Here is a 25,334-nt window from a genome sequence, read left to right on the forward strand (position 1 = left end):
GCACGTCGAGTCTTAGTGGCGGGCCCCCGGCGAGTGCGGCAGCGGACGCAGCACCTCGCCCACCGGCAGGTCATCCGGGGACCCGCACGCGATGTCGATCATATGTTCGAATACACTCAGAGCGCAAGTCCGATGCGACGGCAGGAATAGGCGACCGCGTCCCGGCCGATCCGGGTGATGATGAGCGTCGCGGTCCCAGATCCTTTGGGGGCGAGCTTCTTCCTCAGCTGGGCCGGATCGACATCGACCCCGCGCTTCTTGATCTCCAGCGTCCCGATGCCCTGCGCGCGAACCCACGACCGCAGCGCCTTCTCCTTGTACGGCAACTGCTCCACCACCTCGTACGCCGACGCCAGCGGGGTCGGCACGAGCGTCGGTGCCGTGACGTAGGCGATGCGCGGATCCAGCAACCACCCGTCGACCGCGGCAGCCACAGCGGTCACCAGCCCAGCTCGCACCACGGCTCCGTCGGGCTCGTAGATGTACTGACCCACCGGACCACTCTCAGCCTCCGGTGCGTCGCTGACACTCACTCCACCAGGCAGAAGCGTCGCCCGCCGCGCGATACCGGCGTACAGCGCGCCAGACCACAGCGCCGCCTCCTTCACCTCACCGGCGTCGCTGACCCACTCCGCCTCGACCCCATCGGGTACGGCGTCATGCGGGATGCCCGGTGCGACCTTCACACACGCAGTCCGCTGCAGGAGCCCAGTGACGAACGACCATGGCGGCGAATAGGCGTTGTGGTCGAACACGCGCCGGCCATCCGCCCGCCGCGCCGGATCTGCAAACACCACGTCGTACGGCGTGAGCTCAGCCGACTCGGCGTCACCGACGACAACCTCACCGGGCAGATCGAGAGCCGCCAGGTTGGCGCGGGCCGTGGCCGCGGTCTCCGGATCGCGTTCGACACCAGTGACTCGTAGACCGGCGCGGGCGGCGCTGATGAGATCGCCTCCGATGCCACAGCCCAGGTCGACCACGCTGGCACCCGGCAACGTCATTGCGATGCGTGCGGCACGGTGTGAACCGACAGTGGTCCGGGTGGCCTGCTCCAGACCGTCCGGCGTGAAGTACATCCGCGCGGCATCCGCACCGAACTTGGCGACGGCTCGGTGGCGCAGCGATGCCTGTGTGACAGCAGCAGTGACGAGTGACGCGTCGTACCGCCGCCGGAGCTTCTCGACCAGTTGAAGCTCGCGGCCGGGGTGGTAGTCCGCGCAGGCAGCGGCGAGCACCTCAGCGCCAGGCCCGTCAAGCAACGCGGTGACTGTCACCCCGCAACCTTAGAGGGGGCTAGAGCAGCCTTTGCTCCAGCTTTGGGTGGCGGAGGAGTAGAGGCGCCAGTTCATGGCGGAGCGGGTCTTCGGGCCGTAGATGCCGTCCGCCACGAGCTTGTGCTTGCGCTGGACGAGTTTCACCACCGCGCGGGTGTTGCTGCCGTAGATGCCGTCGACGGCGAGCTTGGAGCCGTAGCAGAAGTTCAGGTTGCGCTGGAGGACCCGGATGGCGGTGTCGGGGTCGCCGTACACGGTGGAGCCGCGGTGTGGGTCGTCGCCGTACATGAGGTTGCAGGTCGTGCTGGTGCTGCCGTAGATCGAGGGCATCGGGATGCCCCAGCTGCGGTTGACGGGTACGAGCCGCGCCGCGCGGCACTGCGGGAGGGCGGCCGCGGCCTTCGCTTCGGCAGCGGCGGAGGTCCGGGCGGCGCTCGTCGCCTGATCTGCCGCGGTCTGTGGTGCCGGTCCGGCTGCTGGAGCACCGGCGCCGGCGGGCTGGTCCTTCGCGGCGCCGGCGGCGACCACTCCGACAGCGAGCGCGCCGACCGCGGCCAGGACCGCGACAGTCCGGCCGGACAGCTTGGGCAGAGACGGGAAGCTGATAGCCATGGCTTCTCCTCGGGGCGGTGCGCCGTTGACAGAACGGTCGCACGCCGACCCCGGGTAGGCCCAGCGTTCGACCACATTCCGTGCCTGGCCGGTTACCCGCCCGGAGGTTGCTGCCGGGTCAGGGTGTGTCCACTGGCAGATCAGGTCTGGCACTCGAGTTGACCGAGTGCTAATCGCGGCCTAGATTCGGTGTTGGCACTCTCCACCCGAGGGTGCCAGCGGTCCGGCCTCTGACCCCCGCGACGGCAGGGGAGCGCGACCAGTCTGAACCACTGACAAGCAAATCGACCGTGGAGGTCAGCAAGTGTCGGTCACGATCAAGCCGCTCGAGGACCGCGTCCTCGTCGCGCCGCTCGAAGCCGAGCAGACCACGAAGTCCGGCCTGGTGATCCCGGACACCGCCAAGGAGAAGCCGCAGGAGGGCGAGATCCTCGCTGTCGGCCCGGGCCGGATCGACGACAACGGCAACCGCGTCCCGCTGGACGTCGCCGTCGGTGACAAGGTCATCTACTCCAAGTACGGCGGCACCGAGGTCAAGTACGACGGCCAGGACTACCTGATCCTGGGCGCCCGCGACATCCTCGCAGTCGTCAGCAAGTGACGACCCCAGGGCGTGGGTCCGCGCCCCGGCAGATCCGCCGGGACGTTCCGCGTCCTGCCCGCTGTTCCTGACTGACACCGCCCTGGTGCCGACGACCGGTGCCGGGGCGGAGTCGGTCTGATACCTGTCCGGGGCGGTGGGGCGGGTCAGAGATGACACAGCGGGACCGGATCCGAACCTGCTACGAAGACATTCAGAGAGGGACTGGTTTTTTCCATGCCGAAGATCCTCGAGTTCGACGAGAACGCGCGGCGCGCGCTGGAGCGCGGCGTCGACAAGCTCGCGAACACGGTGAAGGTGACGCTGGGGCCCAAGGGCCGCTACGTCGTCCTGGACAAGAAGTGGGGCGCCCCGACCATCACCAACGACGGTGTCACCGTCGCCCGTGAGGTCGAGCTGGACGACCCGTTCGAGAACCTTGGTGCGCAGCTGGCCAAGGAGGTCGCCACCAAGACCAACGACATCGCCGGTGACGGCACCACCACCGCGACGGTGCTGGCGCAGGCACTGGTGCACGAGGGCCTGCGGGCCGTCGCCGCCGGGGTCAACCCGATGGGCCTGAAGAAGGGCATCGAGGCGGCCATCGAGGCCGTGTCGGCCAAGCTGATCGAGACCGCCCGGCCGGTGGACGACAAGGGCGACATGGCCCACGTCGCCACCATCTCCGCCCGGGACGCCGAGATCGGCACCTTGATCGCGGACGCGTTCGACAAGGTCGGCAAGGACGGTGTGATCACCGTCGAGGAGTCGAACACCTTCGGTACCGAGCTCGAGTTCACCGAGGGCATGCAGTTCGACAAGGGCTACATCTCGCCGTACTTCATCACCGACGCCGAGGCCGGCGAAGCGGTGCTGGAGGACCCGTACATCCTGATCAACCAGGGCAAGATCTCCGCGATCGCGGACCTGCTGCCGCTGCTGGAGAAGGTCGTGCAGTCCGGCAAGACGCTGCTGATCATCGCCGAGGACGTCGAGGCCGAGGCGCTGTCCACCCTGGTGGTGAACAAGATCCGCGGCAACTTCACCTCCGTCGCCGTCAAGGCGCCGGGCTTCGGTGATCGCCGCAAGGCGATGCTGGAGGACCTGGCCGCGCTCACCGGCGCGCAGGTCGTCGCCCCCGAGGTCGGCCTCAAGCTGGACCAGGTCGGTCTCGAGGTGCTCGGCACCGCGCGCCGGATCGTGGTCACCAAGGACAACACCACCGTGGTCGAGGGCGCCGGCAAGTCCGACGACATCGAGGCCCGGGTGAACCAGATCAAGGCCGAGATCGAGCGCACCGATTCCGACTGGGACCGGGAGAAGCTGCAGGAGCGGCTGGCCAAGCTGGCCGGCGGCGTCTGCGTGATCAAGGTCGGCGCGGCCACCGAGGTCGAGCTGAAGGAGAAGAAGCACCGCATCGAGGACGCCGTGTCGGCGACCCGTGCGGCGATCGAGGAGGGCATCGTCGCCGGTGGCGGCTCCGCTCTCGTCCACGCCGCCTCGGTGCTGGAGAACGGCCTGGACCTCGACGGCGACGAGCTCGCCGGAGTCCGGATCGTCCGTAAGGCCATCGTCGAGCCGCTGCGCTGGATCGCCGAGAACGGCGGCTACGAGGGCTACGTGGTGACCGCGAAGGTTGCGGAGCTGGAGGTCGGCAGCGGATTCAACGCCGCCACCGGCGAGTACGGCGACCTGCTGGCCCAGGGCGTGCTGGACCCGGTCAAGGTGACCCGGTCCGCGCTCGCCAACGCCGGCTCGATCGCCGCGCTGCTGCTCACCACCGAGACCCTGGTGGTCGACAAGCCCGAGGAAGAGGAGCCCGCCGCGGCCGGTCACGGCCACGGGCACGGCCACTGATCCTCAGGTCTGAACGAAAAGCACCGCCCGGCAGGTCTTCGGACCCGCCGGGCGGTGTTCTGTTCGGGGCGGTCGGTGCGGCGCCGCGGCGATCTGGTGGGATGACGTCGTGGCGACGATTCGTGAACGTGTCGACGAGGACCTGGACGTCTGCGCCGGCCTGCTGCGGGACGTGCACGAGCTGGCGGGGTATCCGATCAATTGGCCTGCCGACGCGCGCAGGTGGCTGACACCGGATGACGGGCTCGGCTGCTGGGTTGCTGAGAGCAACGGCCGGGTCGTCGGGCACGTGTCGCTGACGGCGAACGGGGCCGACGGGGCATCGGTGGAGCGGCTGTTCGTGGACCCGAAGGCGACCCGTGCGGGCATCGGCCGGCAACTGCTGGACCACTGCGTCAAGACCGCCGCCGACCTCGGGCGGAGGCTGTCGCTCGAGGTCGTCGACAACCGCGGTGCGGCCGTCACCCTGTACCGGCGTGCGGGCTGGCGGGAGACCGGCCGGACCCCGATCGACTGGGGCGGCGACCACGCATCGGCGGTCCTCCACTTCGACGCACCGCGCTGAGCGTCTCACGGGGCGACGTCCCGCTGTCTCAAACTCGGACCCCGACCCTCCGGTCCGAGTACCGTACGGGCGAGTAGTGACAGATCGTGATCAGAATCTGAAAATGCTCACGAATTGCCACTAGGCAACGAGAGATGAGAGCCATATCATCTTTCAGGCTGACCGGTCCGACACGAGGGGGCGAGGGGTGACCGAGGTCCAAGTACCGCACACCCACGACCGGGTCGAGCTCAGGGATCTTGCCGCGCTGGCCGGCGACGGGGACCGCACAGCTCTCAACGACCTGCTCACCAGGGTGCGCGCTGTCGCGCACCGCTACGTACGGTCCCGTCTGTGGACCTATCCCGGCGGCGCGGACATGGTCGACGACGTCGCCCAGGAAGTCTGTGTCGCGGTGTTCGGCGCGCTGAGCCGGTACCGTGACGAGGGGAGGCCTTTCGAGGCTTTCGTCTACGGCATCGCGGCCCGCAAGGTCGCCGATGCCCAGCGTGCGTTCGCGGTGGCCGACGTTTCGACGCCGGACCTGCCGGACGGCGCGGACGAGTCGCCGACTCCGGAGGAGCACGCGGTCCGGAGCTCGGAGGTCCAGCACATCATGGGGTTACTGGACAAACTGCCCGAGAAGCTACGCGAGATCCTGCGGCTTCGCGTGGTAGCGGGGATGTCAGCCGAGGAGACCGGCCGGGCACTGGGGATGACACCGGGGGCGGTGAGGGTCGCACAGCATCGAGCGTTGAACACGCTCAGGGGGTATGTGGGGCATGAGGGACGAGGAGCAGGGGAGGGGCATCATGGCTGACCGTTTCGACCTGGACGCGATCGACGCCGATGACGCACTGCTCGACCTGCTGGCCGCTGGTGGGGAGCCTGCGCGGAGCGCGGGGGAGCACGACCCGGCCGTTGCGCTGCTGGCCGAGTTGCGGCTGGCGGTGGAGGTCGAGGACGAACTCCCCGTGGAGACGATCGACGATCCGGAGAGCTTCCTGGCGCGTTGCGCCGCGCTGAACCCGATCACGGACCCGTTCGCCCGCAAGGTGGCGGCGCGCGGTCTGGCGCTGGGCGTCGCCGCGGTGGCCGCGCTGTCGGTCTCCGGGGTGGCCGCCGCGGTCAACGGCGACCCGCTCTCGCCGTACGAGAAGGTCATCGAGAAGATGGTCGACGCGGTCCGCCCGCAGACCAGCTTCCCGAAGGAACAGCTCGACGGCATGCCGGTGGTCGACAAGACGAAGATCGTCAAGGTCGCCAAGGACTACAAGCAGAAGCAGGACGCGAAGATCGCGGCCGAGGACCGGGTGGTCCGGGAGGAGCCGATTCCGCCGGCCGCCGTGCTGCCGACGGACACGCCGGACGTGCTGCAGCGGGCGATTCCGCAGATCCCCGAGCAGCCGACGGTGACGAAGGTCGACCCGCCGGCCGCGGAGACGACCAAGGCGCCGGAGAAGACGGACGACACCACGACGTCCGACCCGACGGACCCGCCGGCTACCACGCCGACCGACCCGCCGGCCACTGACCCGACGGCACCACCGGCCACGACGGATCCGACGACTCCGCCGGCGACCACGGACCCGACGACTCCGCCGCCGACCGACCCGACCACCACCGACCCGTCCATACCGCCGGCGAACCAGCCGGACACCGGCGAGACCGGCAACACCGAGACCGGGAACCCGACGACTGCGCCGACCGGTGACACGAGTCAGGGTGACACCACGGGCTCGGACACCACCACGCTGCCGGGTGACACGAGTGGTACCGATCAGTCCAGCTCGGACCCGGCTGGGACGACTCAGGAGCAGCCGCCGGTCGACACGCCGCCCGCTGACGTGCCGGATCCGCTGGGTGGACTGGTCGACAAGGTCATCGCGCCGATCCTGCCGTCAGCGACCGGGGCTGCCTTCGAGAACGAGACCGCCGAGCAGTTCTTCGGCGAGAGCGTTCAGGCGGCCGGCAAGCACTCGAGCGGGCAGACCAGCACCGGTTCGGTCCGGAACGTGTACCCGACCGGCAAGCACTCCACCGGCCTGTACGCCGAGGGCAGGCACGCGGCGATCGCCCGCGCGCACGGCTCGACCGCCGACGCCGACGTACTGCAGATCCTCGGCGTCGTCAACAAGCCGCTCCAGTGATCCCGCCGCGCCGGCTCACCAGCCGGCGCGCCGGGTCCCGGCCGGGCAGAGGCCCGGCCGGACCGGCCCTGTGGACGGGCGGTTCGGGGGCGTGAGCGGGCGCGGATAGGATGGGGTTCCGTTCTCGCCGTGTAAAGGTGCTTGTTTTACCCATGGACATCACAGCCACTGGAGTTCCGGACAAGTTCGCCGTCCTCGGGCTCACCTTCGACGACGTTCTCCTGCAGCCGAACGAATCCGACGTCATCCCGTCCGAGGCCATCACGCGGTCCCGGGTCAGCCGCAACATCGAGGTGAACATCCCGCTGCTGTCCAGCGCGATGGACACCGTCACCGAGGCCCGGATGGCGATCGCGATGGCCCGCCAGGGCGGCCTCGGCGTCCTCCACCGCAACCTCTCGATCGAGGACCAGGCCCAGCAGGTCGACCTGGTCAAGCGGTCGGAGTCCGGCATGATCGCGCAGCCGATCACCATCGGCCCGGACGCCAGCATCGGCGAGGCCGACGCGCTCTGCGCGCAGTACCGGATCTCCGGCGTCCCCGTGGTCGACAACGCCGGCGTCCTGGTCGGCATCGTGACGAACCGCGACATGCGGTTCGAGAACGACATGTCCCGCCCGGTGCGCGAAGTGATGACCAGGCAGCCGCTGATCACCGGCAGGCAGGGCATCGCCGCCGACGACGCGATGGCACTGCTCAGCAAGCACAAGGTCGAGAAGCTGCCGCTGGTCGACGAGGCCGGCAAGCTGACCGGCCTGATCACGCTGAAGGACTTCGTCAAGCGCGACCAGTTCCCGCTGTCCACCAAGGACGAGACCGGACGGCTGCGGGTCGGTGGCGCGATCGGCTTCTTCGGTGAGGCCTACAAGCGGGCGATGACGCTGGTCGAGGCCGGCGTCGACGTGCTCGTGGTGGACACCGCACACGGTCACTCCCAGGCCCAGCTGGAGATCATCCGCAAGCTCAAGGCAGACCCGGCCACCCGTGGCGTCGACGTCGTCGGCGGCAACGTCGGGACCCGCGCCGGCGCCCAGGCACTGGTCGACGCGGGCGCGGACGGCGTCAAGGTCGGCGTCGGCCCGGGCTCGATCTGTACGACGCGGGTCGTCTCCGGCGTCGGCGTACCGCAGGTCACCGCGATCTACGAGGCGTCCCTGGCCTGCAAGCCGGCCGGTGTGCCGGTGATCGGCGACGGCGGCCTGCAGTACTCCGGTGACATCGCCAAGGCGCTCGTGGCCGGTGCGGACACCGTGATGCTCGGGTCGCTGCTCGCCGGTTGCGAGGAGTCGCCGGGCGACCTGGTGTTCATCAACGGCAAGCAGTTCAAGGCCTATCGCGGGATGGGCTCGCTCGGCGCGATGCAGTCCGGCGGCCTGCGCAAGTCGTACTCCAAGGACCGCTACTTCCAGAGCGACGTCGGCAGCGACGAGAAGCTCATCGCCGAGGGCGTCGAGGGCCAGGTCCCGTACCGGGGCCCGCTGTCCGCGGTCGCGCACCAGCTGATCGGCGGTCTGCGCCAGTCCATGTGGTACTGCGGATCCCGGACCGTCCCCGAACTGCAGGAGAAGGGCCGGTTCGTCCGCATCACCTCCGCCGGCCTGCAGGAGTCCCACCCGCACGACATCCAGATGACGGTCGAGGCGCCGAACTACTCCGGCCGCTGACACCGCCTGTAACCGGTAAGGAACACCAGATGACCGAGATCGAGATCGGCCGCGCCAAGCGGGGCCGGCAGGCGTACGCGTTCGACGACATCGCGATCGTGCCGTCGCGCCGGACGCGTGACCCCGAGGAGGTCTCGGTCGCCTGGCAGATCGACGCGTACCGGTTCGAGCTGCCGATCCTGGCCGCGCCGATGGACTCGGTGATGTCACCGGCCACCGCGATCGCGATCGGCAAGGCCGGCGGTCTCGGCGTGCTCAACCTCGAAGGTCTCTGGACCCGGTACGAGGATCCGACCAGTCTGCTCCAGGAGATCACGTCGATCACCCGCGAGCAGGCGACGCATCGCCTCCAGGAGATCTACTCGGCGCCGATCAAGCCCGAGCTGCTCTCCCAGCGGGTTCAGGAGATCCGCGACTCCGGTGTCACGGTCGCCGGTGCGTTGTCACCACAGCGGACCAAGCAGTTCGCCAAGCATGTCGTGGACGCGGGCGTCGACCTGTTCGTCATCCGCGGTACGACGGTCTCCGCCGAGCACGTGTCCGGTCAGGCCGAGCCGCTCAACCTGAAGCAGTTCATCTACGACCTCGACGTACCGGTGATCGTCGGCGGTTGCGCGACACACCAGGCCGCGCTGCACTTGATGCGGACCGGTGCGGCCGGCGTACTCGTCGGCTTCGGCGGTGGCGCGGCGCACACGACGCGGAAGGTGCTCGGCGTCGCGGTGCCGATGGCGTCGGCGGTGGCCGACGTGGCCGCGGCGCGGCGGGACTACATGGACGAGTCCGGCGGTCGCTATGTGCACGTGATCGCGGACGGCTCGGTCGGACGGTCCGGCGACGTGGCGAAGGCGGTCGCGTGCGGTGCGGACGCGGTGATGGTCGGTTCGCCGCTGGCCCGCGCGAGCGACGCGCCGGGCGGCGGGTACCACTGGGGCGCCGAGGCCTGGCACGCGGACCTGCCGCGCGGTGAGCGGGTCGAGGTCGGCGTCACCGGGACACTCGAGCAGATCCTGTTCGGACCGTCCTGGGTCCCGGACGGCACGATGAACCTGGTCGGCGCCCTCAAGCGCGCGATGGCCACCACCGGCTACACGGAGCTCAAGGAGTTCCAGCGGGTCGAGGTCGTCGTCGGGTGACGGCCACCGGCGTCCTGCTGCTGCACGGATCCAGCGGTACGCCGGACCTCGAGCGGGTCCGGATCCTCGAGGCCGAGGGGTACGACGTACTCGCGCCGCGGTGGACCGTGGGCAGCGAGGTGCCATTGGAGTCGTTCCCGCTGGACGAGCTCGCGGAGCGCAACGATCGCCTGGTGGTCATGGGCAGCTCGTGGGGCGCCGAGGCCGCGCTGTTGCTCGGTGCGCTCGACGAGCGCGTGGACGCGGTAGTCGCCTTCGCTCCGAGCGCCTACGTGTGGGGCCGGTTCATCGAGGACGGGCGCCAGCGGTCGGCGTGGACGTGGCAGGGCGAACCGCTGCCGTTCGTGCCGTTCGACCCGGACTGGAAGGCGGACGACGACCCGCCGAGCTACACCGGGTGGTACCGGCAGAGCCTCGAGGTGTACGACGACGCGTCCGTCGAGCTGGCCCGGATCCCGGTGGAACGCATCCGCGAGGTGCTGCTGGTGGCGGGCGGTGACGACAGGGTCTGGCCCGCGGTGGAGTTCGCCGAGCGGATCGCCGCCTCGCGTGGTGCTCTGGAGACCCAGGTGGTGACGTTGCCCGAAGCCGGGCATCGCGTCGTCCTTCCCGGTGAACAGCCCAAGACCGCCGGGCAGCGGATGGCGCGCGGTGGTTCGGCCGAGGCCGATCGTGAGCTGGGCGCGCTCGCGTGGGACGACGTGCGTCGAGTCCTCACGGGTTGAGTGGTTCTGTAAGGATTGCCCGCATGGGATTGTTCAGCCGACAGAGCAGCCAGGACACGGACAATGTTGCCCTCGCCGCAGCGCGGGCCAGACTGTCCCCCGATGACGTGGACCAGGTGCGGTTCCTGATCACGACGAAGAAGACCGTGCACGCGGTGAAGCTGATCCGCGACCGTACCGGTCTCGCCCTCAAGCCGGCCAAGGAACTGGTCGACGACATCCGGCTGGGCCGCTACGTCCCGCCCACCACCGGTACGCCGCTGGTCCGGCGACCCGGCACCAACCTGGCCGAGCGCACCCGCGCCCTCAAGTCAGCCGGCGAACTCCACCAGGCGACCGCCCTGGTGGTGTCCGAAACCGGCATGACCGAAGCCGAGGCGGGGCTTTTCGTCGGTGCCCTGCGGACCGACCTGCAGGACTCCTAGGGCTTCCAGGCCGGATCCCGCCCGAAGGCACCGAGGAGTGCGTCCGCGGGGTCGGTGAACCCTTGGAGCCGGTCGCCGATCATGCCGAACGACCGGTAGGTGTCCTCGCGTTGCGCGAACCAGCCGGCCACCTCACTGACCAGTTCGGGCTCCATCCGGGGGTCGGCGCCGATCGCGGCCGCCAGATCCCACCCGTGCACGAGGTGATCGGCGGACAGTTGCCGCAGATATTCGCTCGCGTCCTCGTCGCCGTACGACAGATGCACCGTGGCGATCGGCTCGCCGGCTGCCGCCTGCGCGGCGCTTGCCGCCTCGGTGGCCGCGCCGATCGGATCGTCGCCGAGCAGATCCCCGTCCAGCGAGGTGCCGACCTCCGCGATCGTCCGGCCCGCCATCAGCGGCACGGTCCAGCGTTCCTCGCCGACCACGTGGTTCACCAGCGTGCGGACGTCCCAGTCGGCGCACGGCGTCCGGCCCGACCACTGGTCCGGGCCGACTTCGCCGACCAGCTGGGCGAAGTTGCCGACCGTCCGGTTGTGCAGTTCCACCGCGTCCATGACCTTCCCCCTCTCAGCGTCAGCGTCCGCCCGCGGGGGCAGCGCGTCAACGGCCGAGCTGGAGTTGCTGGGCGGCCTCGTGCGCTTGCTGCGAGGCGGTCAGGTCGCCGGTGGCGGCGAGCAGGTCGCCGTGGTGGCGGTAGCAGGAGCCGGCCAGGTCCTTCATCACCTTGTCGTCATCGGTGAAGGGGATCAGCGCGGTCGCGACCTCCGCGCACCAGCCGCCCAGGTCGAGGGCGATGTCGGTCCGCCCGGCCTGGTAGTACGCCTCCGAGATCTCGAGCAGCAGCTGGGCCCAGATCGGCACATAGGTGCTCGTCTCGTACCGCATCCGGTGCGACTCCCGCTCGGACGAGATCGCGAACAGGTAGTGCGCCTCCAGGCCCAGCGTCAGCGCGGTGTCCACGTCCTGCAGTAACAACGGCCGGATCAGCTCGGCCAGCTCGGCCGCCCGGACGGCCGCCGACTCGGGGTCGGTCCGGCCGGACACGGTCGCCAGCGTCATCCCCGGCGCGGGCTCGCTCAGCGCCAGCAGCCGGTGGTACTGCTCGAACGGACCGAGCTTGATCTCCGCGTTCTCCAGCGCGGTGACCAACGTGAGCGGCAGACCCCGGTCCAGCTCCTCGGTCACCCGGTTCGCCGTCTCCGGGTCGGTGTCGAACGCCGTCCGCAGGCAGGCCTCGCCCTCCATCAGCCGGCCGACGATGCCGAGGTGCTTGCCCTTCCTGGTCAGCGCCCCGACCAGCGTGCGCATGTCGGTCGCGGAGTCCGAGTCGGCGAGCGTGTCAGCCGTGGTCAGCCCGATCTCGTCGGCTTCCAGCGCGAGGTCGAGCCGGCCCTCGGCGGCATGGACGTCGGCCGACACGGCTGTCGCCGTACACAGATAGCGCGCGTACGAGAGCGATTGCGGGCTCTCGTTGATCTGGTCGGCCAGCTGCAGGAACAGCTGGGTCGCCGCGTCCGCGGACGCCACCGCCAGCGCGGGATCGCCGTACCGACGCAGGACGAGCGCGTTCATCGCGAGCACCCGGGCGAAGTCCGGTTGGTGCTTCAATCCGTCGACCCCGCCGACCAGCTGGCCGTACGCGATCACCGCGCCGTCCATCTCCAGTACGGCGGTCGCCCCGTGACCGCGATGCGCCTGGGTCATCGCCCGCCGGGCCCGCACGTCGGCCAGGAAGGAGGTCGCGTCGAGGACGCCGGCGTCGCTGAGCTCGGTGTAGCCGAGTTGGGCCTCGTGCAGCGCGGCCAGTGCTTCCTCGTGCCGGCCGGACGCGTTCAGCGAGCCGGCCAGCTCGTACTGGGTCGCGGCCATCAGGTGCTTGGCCTCGTAGTGGTTCGGGTGCCCTTCGGCCCGCTCCCTGGCCAGTTCGATGACGCGTTGCTGATACGGCCCGGCCTCGTCGGCACGGCCTTCCTCGATCAGCACCTGGGCTGTCTGCAGCGCCTCACCGAGCTCGTCCTCAGGAGGCGTCCAAAGCCCCCCGCTGTCCACCATCTCGACGTTCCACCCCTTCGCAGGTTCAGCCGATCAGCTTAGTGGTCAAACGCTCCGAACTCTCAGTCCTGACACGACCGAGTTGCACTGCTGACATGGCTATTACCGGCAGGTAGCCTGGACGAATGAGCGAGCAGACCTCGATTCCCGCGGACCCCGAGCTCGACCCGACCGCGTCGTACGCGACCGATCAGTCGGTCATCCGGCGGCTCTCGGGGCTGCTGCGGGCGACGGCCGGCACGCGGACGTCGTACGCGCCGGCGACCGGTCAGCCGATCGCGGACCTGCCGGTGTCCAGCCCGGACGACGTGATCGCCGCGATCCGGACGGCCCGCAGGACCCAGCAGACCTGGCGCCGGGTGCCGCTCGCCGAGCGGGCCGCGATCCTGCTGCGCTACCACGACCTCGTCCTGGATCACCGCCACGAGCTGGTCGACCTGGTCATCCGGGAGTCGGGCAAGGCCCGCAAGCAGGCGTTCGAGGAGGTCGCGCACGTCGCGCTGACCGCCCGCTACTACGGCCGCAAGGCCGCCGAGCTACTGGAGCCGCAGCGCAAGCTGGGCATCTTCCCGATCCTCACCCGCGCCGAGCAGCGGTTCGTGCCGAAGGGCGTCGTCGGCGTCATCTCGCCATGGAACTACCCGCTCAGCATGGCGATGGCCGACGGTCTGCCCGCGGTACTGGCCGGCAACACGATCGTGCACAAGCCGGACAGCCAGACCCCGCTGACCGCGCTCCGGGCGATCGAGCTGCTGTACGACGCGGGCCTGCCGCGGGACGCGTGGCAGCCGGTGAACGGCGACGGCCCGACCGTCGGCGGCGCCCTGATCCAGAACGCCGACTACATCTGCTTCACCGGCTCGACCAGGACCGGCCGGCTGGTCGCCAGGCAGGCCGGCGAGCGGCTGATCGGCTGCAGCCTCGAGCTCGGCGGCAAGAACCCGATGCTCGTCCTCCGCGACGCCGACATCCACCGCGCCGCCGAGGGCGCTGTCCGGGCCTGCTTCGCGAGCGCCGGCCAGCTGTGCGTCTCGATGGAGCGGCTCTACGTGGCCGACCAGGTGTACGACGCGTTCGTCACGGCGTTCGTGGACCGGGTGAAGAAGATCCGGCTGTCGGCCGGGACCGGCTGGGACGTGGACATGGGTTCGCTGATCTCGAAGGCCCAGCTGGAGACCGTGTCCCAGCATGTCGACGACGCGCGGGCGAAGGGCGCCACGGTGCTCGTCGGCGGCAAGGCCCGGCCGGACATCGGTCCGCTGTTCTACGAGCCGACCGTGCTGTCCGGGGTGACGCCGGCGATGGAGTGCTTCGACAACGAGACCTTCGGGCCGGTCGTGTCGATCTACCGGTTCTCCGACGAGTCCGAGGCGATCCAGCGGGCGAACGAGGGCGAGTACGGCCTCAACGCGAGCGTCTGGACCCGGGACGGCCGTCGCGGCCGGGCGATCGCCGCCCAACTGGTGGCCGGCACGGTCAACGTCAACGAGGGCTACGGGGCGACGTTCGGATCGATCGACACCCCGATGGGTGGCATGCGAGCCTCCGGGCTCGGCCGCCGCCAGGGCGCCGAAGGCATCCGCCGGTACGTCGATTCGCAGGCGATCGCGACCCAGCGCCTGCTGCCGATCGCGGCCTCACACGGCCTGTCCGACGAGACGTACGCCGAACTGATGACCGGCGCACTGCGGATCCTCAAGAAGCTGGGCCGCGCATGATTTTCGACTATGACGTTGTCATCATCGGCTCCGGCTTCGGTGGCAGCGTCAGCGCATTGCGGCTGACCGAGAAGGGCTACAAGGTCGCTGTCCTTGAGGCGGGCGCACGGTTCGACGACGCCGGGTTCGCGAAGAACTCCTGGGATACCAAGCGATTCCTGTTCGCGCCGAAGCTGGGCTGGTACGGCATCCAGCGGATCAGCGCGTTGCGCGACGTGATCATCCTGTCGGGCGCCGGAGTCGGCGGCGGCAGCCTGGTCTACGCGAACACTCTCTACGAGCCGCTGCCCGCGTTCTACACCGACCGCCAGTGGGCGCACATCACCGACTGGAAGGACGAGCTCGCGCCGTACTACGACCAGGCGAAGCGGATGCTCGGCGTCACCACCTACCCGGGCTTCACGCCCGCGGACCGGGTGATGAAGCAGGTCGCCGACGACATGGGCGTGGGGGACACGTTCCATCCGACCCCGGTCGGCGTCTTCTTCGGTGAGCCTGGTGTCGAGGTCGACGATCCGTACTTCGGTGGCGCGGGCCCGCGTCGTACCGGCTGTATCGACTGCGGCGAGTGCATGACCGGCTGCCGGCACAACGCGAAGAACACGCTGACGAAGAACTACCTCTACCTCGCCGAGCAGGCGGGCGCCCAGGTCTTCCCGATGACCACAGTGACGTCGGTTGAGCCGCTGCGGGACGGCGGGTACGCCGTGGACACCCGGCGTACCTCGGATCGGAAGAGCACACGGCGGTTCACCGCTGGTCAGGTCGTCTTCGCCGCTTCGGCGTTGGGTACGGCGAAACTCCTGCACCGGCTCCGGGACGAGGGCAAACTGCCCCGACTCTCGGACCGGCTCGGCGTGCTGACCCGGACCAACTCGGAGTCGTTGCTGGGCGCGATCTCGCGGGATCGCGACGTCGACTACAGCCGTGGGGTCGCGATCACGTCGTCGTTCCACCCGGACGACATCACCCACATCGAGCCGGTCCGGTACGGCAAGGGCAGCAACGTGATGTCGCTGCTGCAGACCGTGCTGACCGACGGCGACGGGGACAAGCCGCGGTGGCGGACCTGGTTGCGTGAGCTCGGGGTCCAGCGGAAGAACATCCGCCGGCTGTACGACCTGAAGCACTGGTCCGAGCGGACCGTGATCGCGCTGGTGATGCAGACCGCGGACAACTCGATCACGACGTTCGGCAAGCGGGACCGGCTCGGCCGCTGGCGGTTGAGCTCGAAGCAGGGCCACGGCGCCCCGAACCCCGCCTGGATCCCGGTCGCGAACCAGGTGGTCCGCCGGATGGCGAAGCTGATGAACGGGACCCCGGGCGGGACGATCGGGGAGCCGTTCAACGTGCCGATGACGGCGCACTTCATCGGCGGCTGCGCGATCGGCGACTCACCCGAGACCGGCGTGGTCGATCCCTACCACCGGGTCTACGGGTACGACGGCCTGCACATCGTGGACGGGTCCGCGATCTCGGCGAACCTCGGCGTCAACCCGTCGCTGACCATCACGGCCCAGGCGGAGCGAGCGCTCGCGTTCTGGCCGAACAAGGGTGCGGACGACGTCCGCCCGGCGCTCGGATCGGCGTACCGGCGGATCCAGCCGGTGAAGCCGGCGCATCCCGTCGTACCGGTGGATGCGCCCGGCGCGTTGCGGTTGCCGATTGTGCCGAAACAGTCTGTGACGAAGCCGTAACGCAACGATAATACTTCGCAGTGCCATCAGGGGAAATGAAAGAACCTCAGCACGTGTGTGGCTGCTGAGGTTTGTGAGGTATTTCTGAAAGGCCCAGTCTGTGCGTTCGAAGTGGCCAGAAAAGGGAGCAGGTCCCTCGGGAGCGTTTCCGCCCAAATCGCTTCCCGAGGGACCCACTCAAGCCGGGGTGAGGCGCCCGGCGCTTTGGGATCGGGTCACCAACCATGGCTGGCGACCCGAGCTCTTGGTCACTACCTTACATCCGATTCCAGGAGTTTCGAGGCTTCGCGACTGGTTGTGACCACTCTGCGTGCTGATCGTAATGATCAGCTTTTCGTTGCTCCATGTAACCGGGTGGCGGTCTTCCTTGCGGTAACCGCCTCTGCACACATCAACGAGCCCATCTACGGGGGGTTACGAGGTTCTCCAGAAAAGTCCCAAAAGATTTCGGGAGAGTGCGGAGAGTGGCTGAGGCACTTCGGCCGCCGGTGTTTCACGTGACGCCCGCCGCAGAGACGCCGCACCCGGCTGTCTTACTGTGAGCCGACCGTTCGATGAGGCAGGAGAACCATGAGCGACATCCTGGGCGTGGCACGTGAGCAGGTTCTGGAACAGGGCGTCGGCCTGAGCCAGGAGCAGCTGGTCGAGGTTCTCCGTTCACCCGACGAGTTGCTGCCCGAGTTGCTCGCGCTCGCCCACGAGGTGCGGGTCAAGTGGTGCGGCGAGGAGGTCGAGGTCGAGGGGATCATCTCGCTGAAGACCGGCGGCTGCCCGGAGGACTGTCACTTCTGCTCCCAGTCCGGCCAGTTCACCTCGCCGGTGCGCTCCGTCTGGCTGAACATCCCGGAGCTGGTGGAGGCGGCCAAGGAGACCGCGAAGACCGGCGCGACCGAATTCTGCATCGTCGCCGCCGTCCGCGGTCCGGACCAGCGGCTGATGTCCCAGGTGAAGGCCGGCATCGAGGCGATCAACGCCGAGGTCGACATCAACATCGCCTGCTCGCTCGGCATGCTCACGCAGGAGCAGGTCGACGAGCTCAAGGCGATGGGCGTGCACCGCTACAACCACAACCTCGAGTCGGCCCGCTCGTACTTCGGCGACGTCGTCACCACGCACTCCTTCGAGGAGCGCTGGGACACCTGCCTGATGGTGCGCGACTCCGGGATGGAGCTGTGCTGCGGCGGTCTGGTCGGGATGGGCGAGTCGCTCGAGCAGCGCGCCGAGCTGGCCGCACAGCTGGCCGAGCTCGACCCGCACGAGGTCCCGCTGAACTTCCTGAACCCGCGCCCCGGTACGCCGTTCGGCGACCTGGAGATCATGGACGGCAAGGACGCGCTGCGGACCATCGCCGCGTTCCGGCTCGCGATGCCCCGGACCGTCCTGCGGTACGCCGGCGGCCGCGAGCTGACCCTGGGCGACCTGGGCACCCGCGACGGCCTGCTCGGCGGGATCAACGCCGTCATCGTCGGCAACTACCTCACCACTCTCGGCCGCCCGGCGACCGCGGACCTCGACCTGCTGGCCGAGTTGAAGATGCCGGTCAAAGAGCTGCAGAAGACGTTGTGACCGAGGTCTACTGCGGCCACTGCGGCCGGGAGCTGACCGACGGCGATCACGACCGGTGCCGTCAGGCGCTGGCGCTCGAGCCTCCGAGGTACTGCGCCGAGTGCCGGCGCCGGATGGTCGTCCAGGTCCATCCGATGGGCTGGTCGGCCCGCTGCTCGGTCCACGGTGAGCTGGCGTCTCACTGACCTCGACTAGGGTTGAGGCATGCCCGACGCCGTACCTCGCCTGCTGGTCGCTCTCTACGGACCGACCTCGGCCGGGAAGACCGCGGTGTCGGTCGACCTGTGTCTGCGGATCCGGGACGAACTCGGACTCGAGCCGATCGTCGTGTCGGCCGACTCGCGCCAGGTGTACCGGTACATGGACATCGGGACCAGCAAGACCACGCCGGAGGAGATGCGCGGCATCCGCCACACGATGATCGACCTCACCGAGCCGGTGCGGAAGCTCGAGCTGGAGACGTTCGTCGCCGAGGCACGGCAGCACATGGAGGCCAGCTGGGCGTCCGGTGGTGTGCCGGTGATCGTCGGCGGCACCAGTGTCTACGTGCGTTCCCTGCTCGAGGGCTGGGAGGTGGACGCGGTCGCCGAGGCGCGGAACGCGGTCCGCCGCGACTTCCCGCGCAGCATGGCCGAGGACGCGTACGCCGTGCTCGACCGGCTGGACCCGAAGGCGGCCGGCAAGATCCACGCGAACAACTACGACGCGATCGTCAACGCGCTGGCGCATGCCATGGGCAACGATCCCGACCGGGCCGAGTCGCCGGTCGCAGCACGGCAGGTCGTGCTCGCGGTGGACCGTCCGGCCACGGACATCGATCGCCGGGTGGCGGCCACGTACGACGAGCAGGTCCGCCGCGGGCTGCGGGACGAGGTTCTCGGCCTCGACGAGCGGTACGACGTCCTGGCGCAGTACCGCCGTCTTGGCCAGAAGGCCCCGAACCAGGTCGTCCACACCCACGGCTACACCGAATGGTTCGACGTCGCCCTGGAACGCGGGCGACCGGTGGAGAACCTCACGGCGGAAGACCTGGCCGAGGTCCGCGATCGGGTGGTCGAGCGCATCCGCACCCACACCCGGCGCCAGCGCGCGGCGATCCCGAAACTCACGGGCCTCAAACCGGTCCGCGGCGCCAACGACGCCTTCGCCGCCGTGACAGCCGCCCTCGCAGCCGGTCCGGTCGCGACGGCCGGCCGCTCGAGGGGCTCTGGCGGCAAGCGCTCCGGGGCATCAGGCGGCGGGCGTTCCGAGAGGGCCGGCAGCAGTCGTTCCGGTGGAGCAGGTCGCCAGCGGTCCGACGGTCAATCCCGCCAGGGAAAACCGAACCGCGGCTCCCGCCCGCGGTAACCCGCCAGAACGTGCGCCGGCCAGGGCCAACCGATCGACGGTGGCCCCGGCCTGGCGCCGAGCAGTGGTCAGCCCTTGCCCTTGCCGCCCTTGGGGTTCCCGTTCTTGTTCGGGTTGCCGCGACGGCGTGCGTCACCCTTCTCGCCGCCGGCGTCCCGGCCGCGCCGCGTGTCGCCGCGCTCGTGCTTGCCCTGGGTCGACGGACGGGCGCCGCTGCGGTGCCCCTCGGCCGCCTGCTGCTGGTCGTCCTTCTTCTTGCCAAACGCCATGAGATTCCTTGTCGCTCAGAGCCGTTTCGCGGCTCGTGACTGATGGGTGTTTCAGCAGACGTTGCGATCCGGCCGGCGGTTCCCCGGTTGTTCTGCGTGACCCGGCCGGTCGGATAAAGTCCGGGTGTGGTTAACGTCGCCTTCAACGTTCTGGCCGAGCTCGGTACGGCGACCTGGACGGGGCCGCAGGCGATCGCGTACGAGACCGCGCAGGAGGGTGTTCGGCAGGCGATCGGCTACTACACCCGGCTGATCGAGACGGCCACCGAGCCGGATGCCGACGCCGTCGCGGGCTGGCGGGCCGAGCAGCAGGCCTGGGCCGCGCGGGGGCAGGAGCTCACTCCGCTGGACACCCGCGCGATCAAGCGCATCCGTCTCGACGCCGACACGCTCCTCAGCGTCGAGGAGCATGACGATGACGAGGACGAGACCGACGACGCCGGCGAGCGCGACGACGAGGACGACTTCGACGCCGTGGCCGGCGATGAGGACGCAGGCGACAACGAGGTGCTGGGGCGAGCGTGACCGACGTGTGGGGGACCGGGCCGGCCGGTGACGACGACCGCTACCTGCTGGACGAGGCGGAGAGCCGGCGGATCTTCAGCGACCGGATCGTTCCCGACCAGTTGACCGGCGTCGCGCAGGAGCAGCCGGTCGTGGTGTTCGTCGGCGGCCAGCCCGGCGACGGCAAGGCAACCATCACCGCGATGGCGAAGGCGGTCCTGCGTCGCCGCGGCCGTCCCGTCGTTCTGAACGCGACCGCTTACGAGCCGTACCACCCACGCTTCCACGAACCAATCACCGACGTACCGACGACCGCCGGCAAGTACGTCGCGGCCGACGGCCGGCGCTGGCTGGCACAGGCCGCGGATCTGGTGATCCGGGAGCGGTACGACGCGATCGTCGAGACGGAGTGCATCGACCCCGACGGCTTCGCAACATCGGCCCGCCGGTTCAAGCAGGCGGGGTTCCAGGTGGAGGTCGCGATCCTCGCGGTCCACGAGGCGCTCAGCCGCTTCGGCGTACTCGAGCGGCACATGCGCGCGCTGGAGAGCTTCGGCTTCGGCAGGCTGGCGACGCAGAGCGACCACGATGCCGGGTACGACGGCGTGCTGCGAGCCGCCGAACTGATCGACCAGGGGGAGTGGGCCGACCGGATCGCCGTACTGCGTCCGGACGGGCAGCTGATCTACGGCAACCAGCGCAATGCCGACGGTCAGTGGCAGCAACCCGCACGGACGGCCGAAGCGGTCACCTGGGAGCGAGACCGCGCCTGGACCGTGCTGGAGTCGCGGAACTTCCTGGAGACTGCGTCGCTGGTCGGCCGGATCGGGCTGGCCGCGCCGGTGCAGTGGATCCGGGACGAATCGCTCGAGGGCGCCAAGACGGTGACGGCGATGGCCCGGCCGAGGCTGCACCCCGACGCCGTGACGTTGCACATCGCAACGGCCGGCACCCAGCTGTAGGAGAGCTAGGCCACATCCTGGCCACCCACGCCTGCCGTCGTGGTGCGCAGCGATTACCGTGGTGAGTCCTCAGGACGGAGGCGGGACACGGTGTCACAGGCGGTCAATCGGCGGCTACAGCAGGATTCGGAGCTTCTCTGGCATCCGTACTCCTCGCTGACCGAGCCGTCGCCGGTCCGGTTGGTCCGGGGTGCGTCCGGCGTACGGCTGCAGCTGGACGACGGGGCCGGCGGGGTGGTCGAGGCGATCGACGCGATGGCGTCCTGGTGGTGCATGATCCACGGCTACCGCAATCCTGTGCTGGACGCGGCGGTGAAGAGCCAGGTGGACGACTTCAGCCACGTGATGTTCGGCGGGCTGACCCACGAGCCGGCCATCAGGCTGGCCGAGCGGCTGGTCGAGATCACTCCGGAACCGTTGCGGCACGTGTTCTTCTGCGACTCCGGCTCGGTCTCGGTCGAGGTCGCGATCAAGCTGGCGCTCCAGTACCAAGTTGCCCGAGGCAACAACGGGCGGACCCGGATGCTGACCGTCCGCGGCGGGTACCACGGCGACACGTTCGCGCCGATGAGCGTGTGCGACCCGGTGAACGGGATGCATTCGCTGTTCACCGGCGCGTTGAAGGAGCAGGTGTTCGGGCCGCAGCCGCCGGCCGGGTTCGATCGCCCGGACGACGATCCGGAGCTGCTCGCCTGGGCCGCCGCCGTGACCGAGCTGGCCGAGCGGCACGCGGGCGAGATCGCCGGCATCATCGTCGAGCCGATCCTCCAGGGGGCGGGTGGCATGTATCCGTACAGCCCGGCCTGTCTGCGCGTGCTGCGCGACCTCGCGGACCGGCACGGATTCCTGCTGATCCTGGACGAGATCGCCACCGGCTTCGGCCGCACCGGCACGCTCTTCGCCTCCGAGCACGCGGGCATCGATCCAGACATCCTCTGCGTCGGCAAGGCCTTGACCGGCGGCTATCTGACGCTGGCCGCGATGCTGTGTACGACGGACGTCGCGCAGACGGTCTCGAACGGACCGGGCGGCGCGCTGATGCACGGCCCGACCTTCATGGCCAACCCGCTGGCCTGTTCGGTCGCACTCGCGTCGATCGACCTGCTGCTGTCCCAGGACTGGGCCCTCCGGGTCGCTCGTATCTCGGAGGGTCTGTCGGCCGGTCTCGCGCCGGCATCATCGCTGCCGGCGGTCAAGGATGTCCGGGTGCTCGGCGCGGTCGGCGTCGTACAACTCGGTGGGCCGGTGGATCTGCCGCGGATGACCGAGGCGGCGCTGCGGCGCGGGGTGTGGGTCCGGCCGTTCCGCGATCTGGTCTACACGATGCCGCCGTACGTGTGCACCGACGACGAGATCGCCACCATCGCGGCGGCGATCGCGGGTGCGGTCGAGGAGGCCGGCTGATGCTCGAGGACTGGCTCGCTCCGAAGGCCGCGGCGCTGGAGTCCCGCGGCCTGACCCGCCGGCTCCGGGCCCGCGCGGCCGACGATCGGCTGATCGACCTGGCGGGGAACGACTACCTCGGCCTCGCGTCCGATCCGCGCGTGATCGAGGCCGCGGCCGAGGCCGTCTGCGTCTGGGGCACCGGATCGACGGCATCCCGTCTGGTGACCGGTACGACAGCTCTGCACGAGGAACTGGAATCGGCGCTCGCGTCGTACGTCGGCCAGGAGTCGGCGCTGGTGTTCTCGTCCGGATACCTCGCCAATCTCGGCGTGGTCACCGCACTCGGTGGACCCGGCACGCTGATGGTGTCCGACGACCACATCCACGCGTCGCTCGTCGACGCCTGCCGGTTGTCCCGGTCGCGGGTCGAGATCGTCCCGCACAACGACGTCGACGCGGTCACCAAAGTGCTTGCCGAACGCAACGAACCGCACGCGGTGGTGATGACCGAGTCGGTCTTCAGCGTGCTCAGCGATGCGGCGCCGTTGGCCGACCTCGCGTCCGTCGCTCGAGCGCACGACGCCGTACTCCTGGTCGACGAGGCTCACGGCCTCGGCGTCACCGGGGGCGGCCGTGGCTCCGTACACGCCGCCGGCCTGGCCGGTCAGGACCATGTGCTGGTCACCATGACGTTGTCCAAGGCAATGGCCTCCCAAGGGGGTGTCGTCCTGGGGCCACGCATCCTGCGCGAACACCTCGTCAACCGGGCCCGCCCGTTCATCTTCGACACCGGCCTGAACCCGGCCGCCTGCGCCGCCGCGCTGGCCGCTCTCCAGGTCCTGCAGGCCGAGCCCACTCGCCCTGATGCCATCCACGTCGCAGCCGCCCGTCTCGCCACCGCGTGCGGTGTCCCGCCTGCCGCGGGACCCGTCGTCTCCGTTCCCATGCCGGGCCCCCGCGAGACCGTCCATGCCGCAGACCTCTGCCTGGCGGCAGGCGTCCGTGTCGGCAGCTTCCGTCCGCCTTCGGTCCCCGACGGCATCTCCCGCCTCCGGCTGACCGCCAACGCCGGCCTCACGCAGGCAGACCTCGACCACGCCTGCACCGTCATCGTCGACGCGATCGGCCAGGTCTCATGATCATCCTCATCACCGGCACCGATACCGGCGTAGGTAAAACCATCACCACCGCAGCGTTGGCTGTCCGCCACGCGGGGGCTGTTGTCGTCAAGCCTGCGCAGACCGGCGTCACCGCCGACGAGCCGGGGGATCTCGCCGAGGTTCAGCGGCTGACCGGGATCACCGAGTTGCAGGAAGGTGTTCGGCTGCGGGATCCACTCGCGCCGACCACCGCCGCTCGGCGTGAGGGTGTGCCGTTGCCGACAGTCGAGGACCACGCCAAGTTCATCGACGACCTCGCAGGTAGGTATGACACCGTGCTGGTCGAAGGGGCCGGCGGCCTCCTGGTCGGACTGGATGCTGCGGGCAACAACCTGGCCGACCTCGCCGCGCACCTGACCACGCCGTTCACCTTCGTCGTGGTGACGCGCTCGGGACTCGGGACGCTCAACCACACCGGGTTGACCGTCGAGGCTCTGCGGGCTCGCGGCCTGCCCATCGACGGACTGGTGATCGGCTCGTGGCCGACGGAGCCTGATCTGGCTGAAGTGTGCAACCTGGAGGATCTGCCGGTGGCGACCGGAGTCCCGGTCATCGGGCGGATCCCGGCGGACGCGGGACGGCTTGATCGGAGCGCGTTCACCAGGGACGCGCCCGGCTGGTTCCGATGACGGGTTGTCCGGCGCGGTACGACGAGGAACTCGGATACTGGGTGGTCGACGACCCCGCGCTGGCTCGCGAGGTGCTGCTGGATCCGGAGACGTTCCGGCCGGACAACGCCGTACTGGCGCACACGCCGTTGTCGGTGAAGGCCTTGCGGGTGCTGTCGGGAGTGGGGTTCGCGTTGCCGCCGACATTGGCGAACAACGCGGGGGTGTCGCACCGGCCGATCCGCGCGGCGGTGGCGCGGTTCTTCAGTCCGGCGCGGGTGACGGCGGTGGAGCCGCTGGCTCGCGAGCTGACGGCGGCTCGGGTGGCCGAGGCGACCAAGGTGGTGGAACGCGACGGGCAGGTGGACCTGGTCCAGGCTGTCGCGGCCGAGCCGCCGGCGCTCGTCGTACTCGACATGCTCGGGCTGACGGAGGTCGACGTACCGGCGCTGAAGGCGTGGAGTCTGGATTCGCTGGAGCTGTTCTGGGGCTGGCCGGACGAGGACCGGCAACTGGAGTTGGCGCACAGCGCGGCTGAGTTCTACGCCTGGCTCCGATCCCGTACGACGGCCGCCCGCCAAGCTCCCGGAGACGACCTGTTCGGGGTGCTCGTCGCCCTTGGCCTCACCGACGAAGAGGTGTGCGCAGTCGGCTACTTCCTCCTGATCGCCGGCCAGGAAACCACCGCCCAACTCATCTCCACCACCTTCCACCACACTCTGTTGGCAGGAGGCGACCCCGCGGCAGTTGTCGAGGACGTGTTGCGGGAGGCTTCGTCGGTGCCGACGTGGCGGCGGGTCACCGCTGGGCCCGCGGTGGTTGGGGGTGTCGAGTTGCCTGGTGGCGCTCCTGTGCTCCTCGGGTTGTCCGGGCACGGCGGGCCCGCGGATCTCGCGTTCGGGGTCGGCGTACATCGGTGTCTGGGGGCCGGTCTGGCTCGGATGGAGGCGCGGGTTGCGCTCGAGTGTGCGGCCGGCCTGCTGAGCGCCGTACGGCTGGTGGAGGAGCCGCCGATGATCGACCTGCTGTCGTTCAGAGCGCCGAAGCGGCTGATGGTGACTTCCGTTCGTAACGCGGAGTAATACCGCGGAC

25 protein-coding genes are annotated in these 25,334 nt (G+C 69.5%); 20 read left to right on the forward strand and 5 right to left on the reverse strand.

The window, feature by feature from the left end; translation table 11 throughout:
- Window positions 1–116: 116 nt before the first annotated feature.
- Window positions 117–1,277 (reverse strand): class I SAM-dependent methyltransferase, encoded by a 1,161-nt coding sequence (locus OG876_RS19040; protein WP_328526212.1) that lies wholly within the window; start codon window positions 1,275–1,277, stop codon window positions 117–119.
- A gap of 9 nt (window positions 1,278–1,286) precedes the next feature.
- Window positions 1,287–1,889, reverse strand: a complete 603-nt coding sequence (locus OG876_RS19045) for a peptidoglycan-binding domain-containing protein (protein WP_328526213.1) — start codon at window positions 1,887–1,889, stop codon at window positions 1,287–1,289.
- 304 nt (window positions 1,890–2,193) lie between these two features.
- Between OG876_RS19045 and groES the strand changes: the two genes are divergently transcribed.
- The 9 genes from groES (at window position 2,194) to OG876_RS19090 (ending at window position 10,970) form a co-directional block, all read left to right on the forward strand.
- Window positions 2,194–2,490, forward strand: a complete 297-nt coding sequence (groES, locus tag OG876_RS19050; RefSeq protein ID WP_130384566.1) for a co-chaperone GroES — start codon at window positions 2,194–2,196, stop codon at window positions 2,488–2,490.
- A gap of 216 nt (window positions 2,491–2,706) precedes the next feature.
- Window positions 2,707–4,326, forward strand: a complete 1,620-nt coding sequence (gene groL / locus OG876_RS19055; RefSeq protein ID WP_328526214.1) for a chaperonin GroEL — start codon at window positions 2,707–2,709, stop codon at window positions 4,324–4,326.
- A gap of 109 nt (window positions 4,327–4,435) precedes the next feature.
- The gene (locus OG876_RS19060; protein ID WP_328526215.1) at window positions 4,436–4,891 is read left to right on the forward strand and encodes a GNAT family N-acetyltransferase; all 456 of its coding nucleotides are present in this window, start codon (window positions 4,436–4,438) and stop codon (window positions 4,889–4,891) included.
- Window positions 4,892–5,078: 187 nt separating this feature from the next.
- Window positions 5,079–5,690, forward strand: coding sequence for an RNA polymerase sigma factor ShbA (gene shbA, locus OG876_RS19065; RefSeq protein WP_442914140.1), 612 nt, complete (start codon window positions 5,079–5,081; stop codon window positions 5,688–5,690).
- Window positions 5,683–7,020 carry a hypothetical protein gene (locus tag OG876_RS19070; protein WP_328526216.1) on the forward strand — a complete coding sequence of 446 codons (1,338 nt, stop codon included), beginning with the start codon at window positions 5,683–5,685 and terminating at the stop codon, window positions 7,018–7,020. Before shbA ends, OG876_RS19070 begins: the two co-directional genes overlap by 8 nt.
- A gap of 152 nt (window positions 7,021–7,172) precedes the next feature.
- Window positions 7,173–8,684, forward strand: coding sequence for an IMP dehydrogenase (gene guaB, locus OG876_RS19075; RefSeq protein ID WP_328526217.1), 1,512 nt, complete (start codon window positions 7,173–7,175; stop codon window positions 8,682–8,684).
- Window positions 8,685–8,713: 29 nt separating this feature from the next.
- The gene (locus OG876_RS19080; RefSeq protein WP_328526218.1) at window positions 8,714–9,820 is read left to right on the forward strand and encodes a GuaB3 family IMP dehydrogenase-related protein; all 1,107 of its coding nucleotides are present in this window, start codon (window positions 8,714–8,716) and stop codon (window positions 9,818–9,820) included.
- A complete protein-coding gene (locus OG876_RS19085; RefSeq protein WP_328526219.1) occupies window positions 9,817–10,545 on the forward strand; it encodes an alpha/beta fold hydrolase in 729 nt (242 codons plus the stop codon). Before OG876_RS19080 ends, OG876_RS19085 begins: the two co-directional genes overlap by 4 nt.
- A 23-nt stretch (window positions 10,546–10,568) precedes the next feature.
- On the forward strand, window positions 10,569–10,970 hold the full coding sequence (locus OG876_RS19090) for a hypothetical protein (RefSeq protein ID WP_328526220.1): 402 nt from the start codon (window positions 10,569–10,571) through the stop codon (window positions 10,968–10,970).
- Here OG876_RS19090 and OG876_RS19095 read toward each other — a convergent pair.
- Window positions 10,967–11,527 carry a TIGR03086 family metal-binding protein gene (locus tag OG876_RS19095; protein WP_328526221.1) on the reverse strand — a complete coding sequence of 187 codons (561 nt, stop codon included), beginning with the start codon at window positions 11,525–11,527 and terminating at the stop codon, window positions 10,967–10,969. The genes OG876_RS19090 and OG876_RS19095 overlap by 4 nt on opposite strands.
- 46 nt (window positions 11,528–11,573) lie before the next feature.
- A complete protein-coding gene (locus OG876_RS19100; protein ID WP_328526222.1) occupies window positions 11,574–13,025 on the reverse strand; it encodes a hypothetical protein in 1,452 nt (483 codons plus the stop codon).
- A gap of 125 nt (window positions 13,026–13,150) precedes the next feature.
- Between OG876_RS19100 and OG876_RS19105 the strand changes: the two genes are divergently transcribed.
- The 5 genes from OG876_RS19105 (at window position 13,151) to OG876_RS19125 (ending at window position 19,353) form a co-directional block, all read left to right on the forward strand.
- A complete protein-coding gene (locus OG876_RS19105) occupies window positions 13,151–14,743 on the forward strand; it encodes a succinic semialdehyde dehydrogenase (protein WP_328526223.1) in 1,593 nt (530 codons plus the stop codon).
- The gene (locus OG876_RS19110; protein ID WP_328526224.1) at window positions 14,740–16,440 is read left to right on the forward strand and encodes a GMC family oxidoreductase; all 1,701 of its coding nucleotides are present in this window, start codon (window positions 14,740–14,742) and stop codon (window positions 16,438–16,440) included. The genes OG876_RS19105 and OG876_RS19110 overlap by 4 nt, the downstream gene beginning before the upstream one ends.
- 570 nt (window positions 16,441–17,010) lie before the next feature.
- Entirely contained in the window at window positions 17,011–18,006 is a 996-nt protein-coding gene (bioB, locus tag OG876_RS19115; protein ID WP_328526225.1) for a biotin synthase BioB, read from the forward strand.
- Entirely contained in the window at window positions 18,003–18,191 is a 189-nt protein-coding gene (gene bsaP / locus OG876_RS19120; protein ID WP_328526226.1) for a biotin synthase auxiliary protein BsaP, read from the forward strand. Before bioB ends, bsaP begins: the two co-directional genes overlap by 4 nt.
- A gap of 19 nt (window positions 18,192–18,210) precedes the next feature.
- Window positions 18,211–19,353, forward strand: a complete 1,143-nt coding sequence (locus OG876_RS19125; protein ID WP_328526227.1) for a tRNA (adenosine(37)-N6)-dimethylallyltransferase — start codon at window positions 18,211–18,213, stop codon at window positions 19,351–19,353.
- Window positions 19,354–19,421: 68 nt separating this feature from the next.
- Here OG876_RS19125 and OG876_RS19130 read toward each other — a convergent pair whose 3' ends face one another.
- Window positions 19,422–19,622, reverse strand: coding sequence for a hypothetical protein (locus OG876_RS19130; RefSeq protein WP_328526228.1), 201 nt, complete (start codon window positions 19,620–19,622; stop codon window positions 19,422–19,424).
- A 126-nt stretch (window positions 19,623–19,748) separates the two neighbouring features.
- Here OG876_RS19130 and OG876_RS19135 point away from each other — a divergent pair, with 126 nt between their 5' ends.
- The 6 genes from OG876_RS19135 (at window position 19,749) to OG876_RS19160 (ending at window position 25,324) form a co-directional block, all read left to right on the forward strand.
- Window positions 19,749–20,147, forward strand: coding sequence for a hypothetical protein (locus OG876_RS19135; RefSeq protein ID WP_328526229.1), 399 nt, complete (start codon window positions 19,749–19,751; stop codon window positions 20,145–20,147).
- Window positions 20,144–21,088, forward strand: coding sequence for a zeta toxin family protein (locus OG876_RS19140; protein ID WP_328526230.1), 945 nt, complete (start codon window positions 20,144–20,146; stop codon window positions 21,086–21,088). The genes OG876_RS19135 and OG876_RS19140 overlap by 4 nt, the downstream gene beginning before the upstream one ends.
- A 90-nt stretch (window positions 21,089–21,178) precedes the next feature.
- On the forward strand, window positions 21,179–22,492 hold the full coding sequence (gene bioA, locus OG876_RS19145) for an adenosylmethionine--8-amino-7-oxononanoate transaminase (protein ID WP_328526231.1): 1,314 nt from the start codon (window positions 21,179–21,181) through the stop codon (window positions 22,490–22,492).
- Window positions 22,492–23,613 (forward strand): 8-amino-7-oxononanoate synthase, encoded by a 1,122-nt coding sequence (locus OG876_RS19150; RefSeq protein ID WP_328526232.1) that lies wholly within the window; start codon window positions 22,492–22,494, stop codon window positions 23,611–23,613. The genes bioA and OG876_RS19150 overlap by 1 nt, the downstream gene beginning before the upstream one ends.
- Entirely contained in the window at window positions 23,610–24,263 is a 654-nt protein-coding gene (gene bioD, locus OG876_RS19155; RefSeq protein WP_328526233.1) for a dethiobiotin synthase, read from the forward strand. The genes OG876_RS19150 and bioD overlap by 4 nt, the downstream gene beginning before the upstream one ends.
- On the forward strand, window positions 24,260–25,324 hold the full coding sequence (locus tag OG876_RS19160; protein WP_328526234.1) for a cytochrome P450: 1,065 nt from the start codon (window positions 24,260–24,262) through the stop codon (window positions 25,322–25,324). The genes bioD and OG876_RS19160 overlap by 4 nt, the downstream gene beginning before the upstream one ends.
- Window positions 25,325–25,334: the final 10 nt, after the last annotated feature.

This window comes from Kribbella sp. NBC_00359 (genome assembly GCF_036097425.1).
Lineage (GTDB): Bacteria > Actinomycetota > Actinomycetes > Propionibacteriales > Kribbellaceae > Kribbella.

Coding starts and splice junctions, on each gene's coding strand:
- OG876_RS19070 (WP_328526216.1), top strand. CDS start 5,683: ATGGCTGACCGTTTCGACCTGGACGCGATCGACGCCGATGACGCACTG.
- OG876_RS19125 (WP_328526227.1), top strand. CDS start 18,211: ATGCCCGACGCCGTACCTCGCCTGCTGGTCGCTCTCTACGGACCGACC.
- OG876_RS19130 (WP_328526228.1), bottom strand. CDS start 19,622: ATGGCGTTTGGCAAGAAGAAGGACGACCAGCAGCAGGCGGCCGAGGGG.
- OG876_RS19080 (WP_328526218.1), top strand. CDS start 8,714: ATGACCGAGATCGAGATCGGCCGCGCCAAGCGGGGCCGGCAGGCGTAC.
- OG876_RS19105 (WP_328526223.1), top strand. CDS start 13,151: ATGAGCGAGCAGACCTCGATTCCCGCGGACCCCGAGCTCGACCCGACC.
- OG876_RS19110 (WP_328526224.1), top strand. CDS start 14,740: ATGATTTTCGACTATGACGTTGTCATCATCGGCTCCGGCTTCGGTGGC.
- groL (WP_328526214.1), top strand. CDS start 2,707: ATGCCGAAGATCCTCGAGTTCGACGAGAACGCGCGGCGCGCGCTGGAG.
- OG876_RS19090 (WP_328526220.1), top strand. CDS start 10,569: ATGGGATTGTTCAGCCGACAGAGCAGCCAGGACACGGACAATGTTGCC.
- OG876_RS19160 (WP_328526234.1), top strand. CDS start 24,260: ATGACGGGTTGTCCGGCGCGGTACGACGAGGAACTCGGATACTGGGTG.
- guaB (WP_328526217.1), top strand. CDS start 7,173: ATGGACATCACAGCCACTGGAGTTCCGGACAAGTTCGCCGTCCTCGGG.
- OG876_RS19150 (WP_328526232.1), top strand. CDS start 22,492: ATGCTCGAGGACTGGCTCGCTCCGAAGGCCGCGGCGCTGGAGTCCCGC.
- OG876_RS19045 (WP_328526213.1), bottom strand. CDS start 1,889: ATGGCTATCAGCTTCCCGTCTCTGCCCAAGCTGTCCGGCCGGACTGTC.
- bioD (WP_328526233.1), top strand. CDS start 23,610: ATGATCATCCTCATCACCGGCACCGATACCGGCGTAGGTAAAACCATC.
- bioB (WP_328526225.1), top strand. CDS start 17,011: ATGAGCGACATCCTGGGCGTGGCACGTGAGCAGGTTCTGGAACAGGGC.
- OG876_RS19100 (WP_328526222.1), bottom strand. CDS start 13,025: ATGGTGGACAGCGGGGGGCTTTGGACGCCTCCTGAGGACGAGCTCGGT.
- OG876_RS19095 (WP_328526221.1), bottom strand. CDS start 11,527: ATGGACGCGGTGGAACTGCACAACCGGACGGTCGGCAACTTCGCCCAG.